4 protein-coding genes (1 of these 4 running past the window's edge) are annotated in these 10,842 nt (G+C 61.8%); all 4 read right to left on the bottom strand.

Annotated features, from left to right (window positions below):
* Window positions 1–62 precede the first annotated feature (62 nt).
* Complete coding sequence (locus J3D54_RS18335; protein ID WP_253421061.1) at window positions 63–431, bottom strand: DUF6124 family protein; 369 nt, start codon at window positions 429–431, stop codon at window positions 63–65.
* Window positions 432–911: 480 nt separating this feature from the next.
* Window positions 912–3,389: a TonB-dependent receptor gene (locus tag J3D54_RS18330; RefSeq protein ID WP_253421058.1), complete on the bottom strand. Its 2,478-nt coding sequence runs from the start codon at window positions 3,387–3,389 to the stop codon at window positions 912–914.
* Window positions 3,390–3,733: 344 nt separating this feature from the next.
* The gene (locus J3D54_RS18325) at window positions 3,734–6,958 is read right to left on the bottom strand and encodes an amino acid adenylation domain-containing protein (RefSeq protein ID WP_253421055.1); all 3,225 of its coding nucleotides are present in this window, start codon (window positions 6,956–6,958) and stop codon (window positions 3,734–3,736) included.
* On the bottom strand, window positions 6,955–10,842 hold the final stretch of the coding sequence (locus J3D54_RS18320) for a non-ribosomal peptide synthase/polyketide synthase (protein WP_253421052.1). Its footprint extends 9,612 nt past the window's final position; the window shows 3,888 of its 13,500 coding nt (coding positions 9,613–13,500); the start codon falls outside the window, past its right edge — the gene reads right to left on this strand; its stop codon occupies window positions 6,955–6,957. The genes J3D54_RS18325 and J3D54_RS18320 overlap by 4 nt, the downstream gene beginning before the upstream one ends.

Here is a 10,842-nt window from a genome sequence, read left to right as displayed (position 1 = left end):
TTGTGCTTGTTGACTGCCGCTAAATAGCGAGGGCGCAAGCGCCCTCACTATCCGCCTGGCGACTACCCAGGCTTGTGGTTATCCAGTACGCGTTTGACCGCTAACTCACCCATCAGGATCACCCGTTGCAGCACCAGCATCGTATAGCGTCGCGAGCCGTCCGCCAGCTCGGCGAGGTCGTTGACCATCTCGCGGGCTGAGGTCAACGATTCCCAGGCGTCGACCAGCAACGTTTCGTCATCCACCGCTGCGTCGATGGTGAAGATGGTGTTGGGTCTGCGGGGCGGTATCTGCGTTTTCGTCGCCCCTGGGTTGAGGTAGAAGTTGAGTGCGCGGTCGGCCGCCTCTTTCAGTTTCTTGGGGTCAAGATCAAGAGAGACGTCGTAAGGTACTGGATTGGTATCCGGGGGGTTGGGTGTGACTTTGAACATGGATGAAACTCCTACTACAAATTTTAAGGAGCCGTCACCTTCGCTACCAAACGAGGGGTGGCGGCCATACGCGGGTTGGTAGACCGGTTGTAGTAGGAACCCGGCGCTCACGAAGGAGCCCCACGCATGACCACCATAAAAGCGAGTCCCTAAACAGGGGCTGCATAAGGTGTTGCCATACGGCTACTACAAACGGGCTACCAAACCCGATCACTGTTTTTCAGTGACCAAGAAACGATATAGCCCACCCCACAGCCGCACAAGCCGGCGGATTCTGGCGCACGCGTAGGTAACGACGCAAGGTGTTGTAGCCGCTTATGACGTAACACTGAGTGTCTATAAACACGCGTCGTTAAACCTTAAACGGTTGAGTGTTGGCGGGGGGAAAATGGATGGCGGAGCATGCTCGCTCCTGCAGAGGGGGTTGGCCCATGTCCCTCAAAGGGACATGGGCCGGGTTCATACCAGCGGGAGCGTGGATCAGAACTGCGGAGTGTATTTCACGCTGAACATCACGTTGCGCGGATCACCGTAGTTGTTGTTGCCATCGAGCTGGTTGTAGCCGGCGGTGAAGTAGGTCTTGTCAAACAGGTTGTTGGCATTCACGGCCAGGCCGATCTCCGGTGTGAGCTGGTAGCCGACACGGGCATTCCACACGGTGTAACCCGGTACGTTGACGACGTGGTCGTAACCCAGCGTATGGCTTTGGGTGGTGAAGCCCAGACCGGTGCTGACACGGTTCCAGTCACCGCTGAACTGGTAGTTGCCCCAAACGCGCAGCATATGTTTGGGCGTCCACCAGCTGAAGACTTTGCCTTCGTTGGTCGGGTCGTTGAGGTACTTGGTGGTGTTGTAGGTGTAACCGGCAAACAGTTGCAGACCGTCAAGCACTTCGCCGCTGATTTCGGCGTCGATCCCCTGGCTGCGCACTTTCCCCGAGGCCTTCGAGCAGTACCAACCGTCGCAGACTTGCGCTGACTGCATATCGAGAACGGCACGGTTCTCCTGGTCATAACGGAACACCGCCAGGGACGTGTTGACCCGACCGTCCATCAGCTCACCCTTGAGACCCACTTCATAGTTGGTGCCGATCACCGGCTTGAGCACCGTGCCACCCTCGGTTCGGGCGGTTTGCGGCTGGTACACGTCGGTGTAGCTGGCGTAGACCGCCCACTCGCGGCTCAGGTCATAGACGATGCCGGCATAGGGTGTGACTTCCCCGGTTTCGGTGGAGGTGCTTTCAGGGTCGACGGTAATACCCGACGAGGTTTCGGTCGACGATTTGTAGCTGTAGTCGTACCAGCTGACCCGGGAGCCGAGCACCAGGGTCAATCGCTCGATCGGCTTGACCCGCCAGCTGCCGTACAAACCTTTCTGGCGGATGTCGTATTTGCTCGGAACCCCACGGCCACCGGAATCGATCAAACCCTCATAGCTGATGTCGGGACGGTCGTGATCGATATCGAAAATGCTGTCGGAGGTGTTATTGAAGGTTCGAGCGTAACGGTCGTCCGTGGTCAGCTTGGAGTAGTTGCCGCCGACCATGATTTCCTGCTCCATGGACAGGGCTTCGAATTTGCCGGTGAGGTTCATGTCCAGACCGAGCTTGGTGGAGTCGAAGTCCGTGACGAAATCAGCGTACTGAATGCCGCTGCCATCGGCATTCAGGCCGTCGCCTGCGGCTTGTACCCGCTGGTTCTTCGCCTTGTTGGTTTCAGTCATGCGCACGGCGCCGACCTTGAAGGCCCAGTCGTCGTTGAAACGGTGTTCCAGGTCGGTGTAGACGGTGGTGACATCGATGTCCGAATGGTTCCACTTCGCACCGGTGTACGTACTGCGCGAGACGTCGACGGGTTTGCCGTCAGCGTAGCGCGGCAGGCCGCGGACCATCGGTCGCGACTCGCCATCAGACTGGCTGACCGCCACGCCCAGGGTAGTGTCTTCGCTTAAATCGAAGTCCAGCGCACCGTACAGCGAAGTGGTCTTGCTCCATTCGGAATCGACGAACGAATGGCTGTCATCCTGGTCGGCAACGAAGCGTCCACGCACGGTGCCGGTCTGGTTCAGCGGCCCGCCGGCATCCAGTTGCAGACCGTAGTGATCCCAGGAGCCGGCCTTGCCGGTGAGGGTCACGGTCGGTGCATTCTGGCCACGTTTGCGCACCAGATTGACGGCGCCGCCGGGGCTGCCGGTGCCTTGAAGCAAACCTGACGCGCCACGCAGCACTTCCATGCGATCGAAGAAGATCAGGTCCTGCGTGGCCCAGTTGCCCAGCGCATAGGTGTTGCGCGGGATCGGCACGCCGTCGTATTGCCAGTCATCGATCTGGAAACCGCGCGAGCTCAGGATCAAGCCTTTGCCGACGCCTTGCGCGCCGACCAGGCCGGTGGTCTTGTTGGCCGCGTCCTTGAGATCGACAAGGTCCTGGTCGTCCATTTGCTTGCGGGTCATCACCGTGACCGACTGCGGAATTTCCTTGAGGGTGTGAGTGCCCTTGCCGATGGTCACGGCATTCGAGGTGTAGGAATTCGAGCCTTCGGTGGTCGCGCCCACCTGTTGCGCGTTGATGGTGGTGGCGCCCAGTTCGAGCCCATTGGTCGAACTGCCGCGCACCAGCATCAGCGTGTTGCCTTCAAAGCTGTAGCGCACGCCGGTGCCCTGGAGCAATTCGGCAATGGCCGCTTCGGCGCTCAGTTTGCCGCTGACGCGGTGGCTGCGCAGGTCGGCCATGTCGGCGGCGTTGTAGATCACCTGCCGGTTGGTTTGCTCGCCAAATGCTTGCAATGCCTGCGGCAAGGGCTGCTCGGCAATGTTGACGGCGATCTCTTCGGCGTAGACCTGCGCGCTGAGCGGCATCAGGCAGACCATGCCCAGACTGGCCAGCGAGTGACGCGAGCGAAGCGTTCGGGAAACGACCAAAGCCTTGAACAGAGGTTTCAACTCATGAATTGCTGACATCGTGCTCTCTATTATTCGTTGAAATGGATAAGACCGATGGGCCACCGAGTGCCCGACGCTGCCCGGACACGTAAACCGCTCTGTCGACCACCTCAGGGGCAGCACGCCAGTTGGCGATCGACCCGGCCCCTCCCCGGGCGCAGGTCATCTGTCTGGACAACGGCAAAATCGTGTTCTGCCCTACAAACCCGAACCTTGGGGCTACCCTGCCCGACCCGAATTGTCTGCATACCTTAGTAAGACGTAGCACCGCGCAGAAACCGGAATGAGTTTATTTATCATTAACGACACTGCTAAAAAAAAGGCCGACGCTTTGGGCGTCGGCCTTTCTGTTTCCGCGGTTCTCAGTGGTTCTGTGCCGCTTTGGCGTTGTGCAGTTGCCGGGCTTTTTCCGTCAACAAGGCTTTTTCTTCCGGGCTCATGCTGTCCAGGCGCAACCGCGTCCGGGCCAGTTTTTCCAGTTGACCGGGGCTGCTTTCGCGCGAGCGCAATGCCACTGCCAGAGCCGCCACCGTCGGATGATCAAACACCACACCGGGATGGATTTCGCACTGCAACAACTTGCGAATACCGGCCACCAGTTTGATCACCAACAGCGAATGGCCGCCGGCAGCGAAGAAGTCCCGATCAATGCCCAGGCGCTCAACGCCCAGCAACTGCGCCATGCGAGCCGCGAGCAATTGTTCGAGCGCATCGCGGGGCGCCTGACCGTCGTCGTCAGCCAGGCTTGCGCTGAGTTGTTGCAAAGCCTTGCGGTCGATTTTGCCATTGGCCAGCCGCGGAAAACCCTCGATGAACTGCACCTGCTGCGGCAACATCACCGCGGGCAGGCGCTGGGCCAACTCGCTGCGAACCGTCTCAAGCAAGGCCGGCGAAGGGGGCTGATGAGGCACGACGAAGGCTTGCATCCCCTGCTCGGCCGTCGCCCCTGGCAACACCAGGGCTTCAGCCACCTGAGGCAGGCTCAGCAATTGGGCCTCGATCTCCGCCAGTTCGATACGGAACCCACGCACCTTGATTTGCTGATCGCGCCGGCCGTGCAGCTGGATCGCCAGGTCCGGGCGATAGCGCGCCAAGTCTCCGGTGCGATACAGGCGCTCCTGAGGGTTGAATGGGCTCTGAATGAACACCTGCGCGTCGGCCTCGGCATTGACGTAGCCACGGCATAATTGCGCGCCGCCCAGGTATAACTCGCCCAACACCCCGACCGGGGCCAGTTGCAGGCGATCGTCGAGGACGTACACCTGATTGTTCCCCAGCACCTGACTGAGGGCGGCAGTTGCTTGAATTCCGCCGTCCAACACCAGCGGATGAATCAACACACCCACCGTCGCCTCCGTCGGGCCGTAGTGATTGAACACCCGGCAATCGCGGCGTAACCGGGCAATACGCTCAAGCAGCGCCGGGGCAATCGGTTCGCCACCGAGAATTAGCGTGGACAGCACTGGCGGGCTGTCGCTGTCGAGCAATGCCGCGAGGTGCGACGGAACGATTTTCAGGCAATCGATCTCCTGTTGTTTCAGGTAGTCGGCGAACAACCGACCGTCCTGCATCTGCTCGTCACTGGCCACATGCAGCGTCGCACCGTTGAACAAGGCGCCAAACAACGCGGTGTTGCCCAGGTCCGCCGCCACGCTGGAGGTGAAGCCGACGTGTTTGCATTGATCCAGCCCCAGGGCCTGACTGGCATGGGCGGTGTAATTGAGCAATTGTCGATGCTCGATCACCACGCCTTTGGGCACGCCGGTGGAGCCCGAGGTGAACAGCACATAGGCCGCATCGCTGCCCTGCGTATCGAGTTCGATGGCCGGAACCGAAAGGTCCGCCGATTGAAGCAATTGGTTCAGTGTGCAGACGCTCAGCGCATGACCGTGCCATTGATCGATTTGCGCGGCATCCACCAGCAGCCAATCGGCGCCCGCCTGTTCCAGCATCATCACCTGACGCGCCACCGGCCATTGTGGGTCCAGTGGCAGATACGCGGCACCGACACGCCAGGCCGCCAGCATCGCCACCACCAGATCCGCCGAGCGCGGCAACGCCAACGCGACGATCGATCCACGGGCCAGGCCTTGGGCTTTCAAGGCCTTGGCCAACACCTCGACATTCGCCTGCAATTGCCCGTAACTCAGCTGTTGCTGCGCGTCGGTCAGCGCAACGGTGTCCGGGGTGGCATGCGCCCAATCGGCAATGCGCTGTGGCAGGTATCGGCCATCAGCCAGTGGCCGCAGTGGCGGGTTGATTGCCAGCAAGCGCTGTTGCTCGGCGGTGCCCAGCAACGCCAGTTGGCCCGGCTCGGCCTGAGGATTGGCGACGATGCTCGCCAGCAATACGCTGAACTGCACCATCAAACCTTCGACCGCTTGAGTCGAGTAGCGCGGCGCGGCGTAATGAAGATGCAGGTTGCCCGACTCGCCCGATTCGAGCTGCAGCAGCAATTCACATTGAGCTTGCCGAGCCGCTGGACGCTGCACGGGTGTCCACCGTAGTGCGCTTGAAGTCTCCGGCTGCGGTGCCTGCCAGACCGCGAAACCATAGGCCGGTCTGGCCGCTGTGGGTGCAAGTTCCGGCGACCAGTATTCCTGCCAGGCACGGTGCTCATCCAGGCGCGCCGCCAGTTGGCTGACCCAGGCGCTGAACGAGGGGCTCGTCGCCAGCGACAGGTGCAGCGGCAGGGTTTTCTCGAAAACCCCCACGGCGTCGGCGAAATATTCGTAATCGTCGCGACTGTCGTGCCGCACGCCAACCAGCATCTGTTCATTGCCACCCAGACGCGCCAACAGCAGCCACCAGGCGGCTTGCATCACCACCTTCAGCGGTTGTTCCAGCGCGCCTCCCAACTGCTGCAGCGCGTTGTGCAGCGCGGGTTCAAGCGTGGTGGTCAACCGCGCTGTCGACGTGCAGGCTTCAGCGGTTGCAACCCGGTAGCCCAGCCATGGGGTGGACAGGTCGACCTCCGCGCCGTGCAGGTGCTGTTGCCAGTAAGTCCGCGCACTGGCCGCATCCTCATCGAGCACCACTTCGCTGCGCCATTCCAGGTACTGGCTGAATTCCCCGGTCTCGTCATCGACCGGCCCCTGCTCATATGCCCGCAACAGTTGCTGATAAATCAGCCGCAAGCCGCTGTCATCGACGCAGTGCCGGGCAACGCCCAGCAGCAGTTTCCAGTGACGGTCCGCCAGGCGATAGAGCATCGCCTGAACGTTCTCCGACTCACCGGCGACAAACGAGCGCGCCGCCCATTCGGCGACTTGAGCCTCAATCTCGGCCGCCGTTGCCTGGCGTGCCTGCACCGTCAACGGGAAGCGTTCGGCGCCCCCGGCGAACTGGCGCAGGCCATGAAAACCCGGCGCCTTGGCCAAGCGTGGCACCAGCATCGGTTGCCGGGCCAACAGCGCATCCAGTGCCGCTTGCAGACGTTGCGGGTCAAGCACACCGGCAATGTCCACTTCCAGCCAATGCAGCGCATCACTGCAGGCCGGAGCCTTGGGCAGTTGCTCGAGCAACCCTTGCTGTTCGGGGGTCAAGGCGTAACCCTGGTCCTGCGCGTCCATCGATACCTCGTTCATGCTCCGGTTTCCTCGGTGTTCATTGCGCTTTCCAGGGCGCTGCGGTCGAACATATCGCCCATGGCCACGACGATTTTGCGCGGGCCTTCGAACGGGTCACGGGCGTGAGCCACGAGCATGTTGTCCAGCAGGATCGCATCACCTTTTTGCCAGTCGAAACGCACCGCGCAGGCTTCGTACAACTCTCCGATGCGCTGCATCACCTCGTCTTCGATCGGCGAACTATCGCCGTAATAGACGTGCCGCGGCATGCGTTCCAGACCGAACATCGACAGCAGGTCTTCACGCACATCCGGCTCCAGCCAATAGATGTGGTGCAGTTGCACCTGATTGAAGAACGACTTCTCGCCAGTGACCGGGTGACGGATGATCGCCGGCCCCGGCGTACGGGTCTGCAACTCATCGTTGTCGAGCCAGCGCCATTCGATACCCCCGGCCCGGCAACGGGCCTCGACCTCGGCGCGATCTTCAGTCTTGAAGAAATGCTGCCAGGACACGTCGAGCTTGTCGGTGAACGTGCGCACGTAGAGCAAGCCCTTGTCTTCGAACTTCTCACGCAGGTCCGCCGGCAGTTTTTCGTACATCAATCGGCAATCGACCACCGGGGTCGCACCGCCCACGGGCGCCGCCTGCTCGCAATAGAACATCTGCTTGCGCGGCCAGCGGTCCTGATGCGAACTCTCGTTGTGGAACAGGATCATCTTGCGTTCCGGGTACGGCGTGGAGCGGTAGGTGTTCTTGCCGCCCTCCTTCTTCGGCAGGTCGCCGTATTGGCCGTAGAGCCCCGGTTGGATCGCTTCGGCAAAGGCTTCAAAGCCCTGAATGCCGTCCAATTCGAAACCACGGAACAGAATGCCGGCGTGCTCGGCCAGTTTCTGTTCGATCAGTGGCCGGTTGTGCTTGATCCACTGGATCACGTCCAGGTGCGGCTCGTTCGGCTCCAGCAGCAACGGAAACCGCTGCGGTGCAACCAGCAGCGATTCACGTACCGGCGTTGGCCGGGCTTTGGCGGCTGGCGTTGCGGAACGCTTGAGGAACTTGCCGAGTTTGTCGGCCTTGGGTCCCGGGGCGGCGGCGGGCATGGCGGCCACCGCGCGGTTGTCGACTGGCATGCTGATAGCTCCCAATTGAATGTCCTGATCAGCGACGATCTGTTCCAACAGGGCTATCCAGGCCTTGACCAGGAACTGAATGCGCTCGTGTCCGAACAAGCTTGTGGCGAATTGCCAAGTACCCAGCAATTGCCCTTCTTCATCGTCAACGAACAACGCCATGTCGAATTTAGAATGGGTCTCCAGCGCCGGCAGCGCTTCCACACTCAAACCACCCATGGCCTGGGTGCGGCCCGGCAGGTTGTTCATCACGAACAACACCTGCACCAGCGGGTTCATGCCCTTGTGTCGCGGCACGCCCGAGGCGTCGACGATCATGTCGAACGGCAAGTCCTGATGTTCCAGGGCGCTGAGCAGGGTTTCCTGGGTCTGCGCGAGGAAGTTCGAGAACGCCACGCCGGCCGCGAACCGCGAACGCAACGGCAGGATGTTGACGAAGAAGCCGATCAGCCGTTCAAGCTCCGGCTGCTCACGGCCCGCGACGTCAGCGCCGACCAGCACATCAGCGCCACCGCTGACCTGATGCAGCAGCACCTGGAACGATGCCAGCAGCGTGCTGTACAAGGTGACGCCCGCCTCCATCGACAGCTTGCGCAAAGCGCTGGATAGAGCGCTGGTGAGTTGGAACCGCACCGCGTCGCCCGCATAGGACGGCGTCAGGCCGCGCGGGTTATCCAATGGCAGTGTCACTTGCCCGCTGTAACCGGCGAGCCGGTCTTTCCAGTACGCGGCCTGTTGCCCCAGGATCCCTTGTTCCTCGAGCGCCTGTTGCCACAACGCGAAGTCGGAATAGTGCACCTCCAGCGCCGGCAGTGGCGTCAGGTCGCCGTGCTCGGCACGGTGGTAAATCTGCACCAGTTCGTTGATCAAAACCCCCATCGACCAACCGTCGGAAATGATGTGGTGCATGGCATACAGCAACACATGCTCGGTCGGCCCCAGGTGCAGGATCCGCCCGCGCAACAGTGGCGCCTGTTCCAGACCGATCGGTGTGCGTGCGTTGTCCAGCGTCGCTTGCGCCACCTGCTCTTCCTGAGCACTGCGCGACAGCCCGGACAGGTCGATCACCGGGAAATCCAGCTCGACCTGTTCGGCGATCAGCGCAATCGGATCGCCCTCATCGTCCTGGATATACGCAGTGCGCAGCACTTCATGGCGGCGCACCACTTCGGCGAAGCTGCCCAACAGGCGCTCGACCGACAGCTCGCCGCGCAGGCGCAACGCCATCGGCATGCCGTAGGCGGAGGAGCCGCCGGACAGTTGCTCGGCGATCCACAAGCGGCGCTGCACCAGCGACAGCGGCGCACGTTGCTTGATGCCGTGGGCCTTGAGTGCCACGGAACCAGCACCTGCACCCGTCGTAGGCGCGTCCTGCTGCTGACGCATCCAGGTCGCCAGATCCTTGAGGCGCGGATGGTTGAACAGGTCACGCAAGTTCAAAGCACCGGCCGTGAATTTGCGCAGCCGCGAAACCGCCTGAGTCGCCAGCAACGAGTGCCCGCCCAACTCGAAGAAGTGATCCTCGCGACCGACCCGGTCGAGCTCCAGCACGTTCTGCCAGACCGTCGCAATCTGCTCTTCGAGTTCGCCGACCGGGGCGACAAAGTCCCGCGACGATGCGCTGGCATCAATGCTCGGCAACGCCTTGCGATCGATTTTGCCATTGGGTGTCAGTGGCAGGCTTTCGAGGAACAGCACATGCGCCGGCACCATGTAATCCGGCAGGCTTTCCTTGATATGCGCCTTGAGTTGTTCGCGTAGTACGGCCAACGTCGAGGCAGCGCCAAGCGCCAGCGCCGGGTCGTCGAACACCACGTAGGCAACCAACTGCTGACCCAACGCGCCCGAATGCGCCACCACCAGCGCCTGTCGCACGTTTGGCGCCTGCAGCAGGCGGGCTTCGATTTCCCCCAGCTCGATGCGGAAGCCACGCACTTTCACCTGATGGTCGATACGCCCGACGTATTGCAACGTGCCGTCGGCCTGATAACGGGTCAGGTCACCGGTGCGGTACATGCGTTCGCCATTGCCGGCAAACGGGTTCGGCACAAACTTCTCGGCGGTCATCGCCGGACGCCCCAGGTAACCGCGGGTGATGCCGGCACCGGCCAGGTACAGCTCGGCCGATGCGCCCAGCGGCGCCGGTTGCAGATCGGCCCCCAGCAAATAGCTGGCGGTGCCGTTGAGCGGCCGGCCGATGTTCGCCGTGCCGCCGGCTTCGCGGCGACTCCAGGTGGAATAGGTGGTGTCTTCCGACGGGCCATACAGGTCGTAGACATGCTCAATGTGCGCCTGTTGGTACAACGTCTCCACCAGGCGCTGCTTCAATGGCTCACCGGCCAGGTTGATGATGCGCACGCTCGGCGGAATCTGCCCGGCATCCAGCAACGCGGCAATGGCCGACGGTACGCTGTTGATCAGCCGCACCTGCTCCCGCGCCGGCAAGTGCGGCAGTTCCAGCGCATTGCGGGCGATGATCAGCGAGCCACCGTTGGCCAGGGTCACAAACAGCTCCCACACCGACAGGTCAAAGCACACCGACGTTGAGGCCAACACCCCTTGAATGTCGTCGCGGCTGTACACCAACCGCGACCAATCCATCAGCGCCAACACATTGCGGTGGGTGATGGCCACGCCTTTGGGCTTGCCGGTGGAACCGGAGGTGTAGATCACGTAAGCCAGGTTGTCCGGGGTCACCGCAGTCACCGGCGCGTTGCTCGGGTAAGCGGCCAGCCACGGCTCGGCGGCGTCCATCAGCAGCACTTGGCTGCC

The organism is Pseudomonas sp. GGS8, assembly GCF_024168645.1.
GTDB lineage: Bacteria > Pseudomonadota > Gammaproteobacteria > Pseudomonadales > Pseudomonadaceae > Aquipseudomonas.
This window is presented reverse-complemented; position numbering and strand designations above follow the sequence as displayed.

Excerpts from the sequence above, each read along its gene's own strand:
- J3D54_RS18335 (WP_253421061.1), bottom strand. The coding sequence starts at position 431 with ATGTTCAAAGTCACACCCAACCCCCCGGATACCAATCCAGTACCTTAC.
- J3D54_RS18330 (WP_253421058.1), bottom strand. The coding sequence starts at position 3,389 with ATGTCAGCAATTCATGAGTTGAAACCTCTGTTCAAGGCTTTGGTCGTT.
- J3D54_RS18325 (WP_253421055.1), bottom strand. The coding sequence starts at position 6,958 with ATGAACGAGGTATCGATGGACGCGCAGGACCAGGGTTACGCCTTGACC.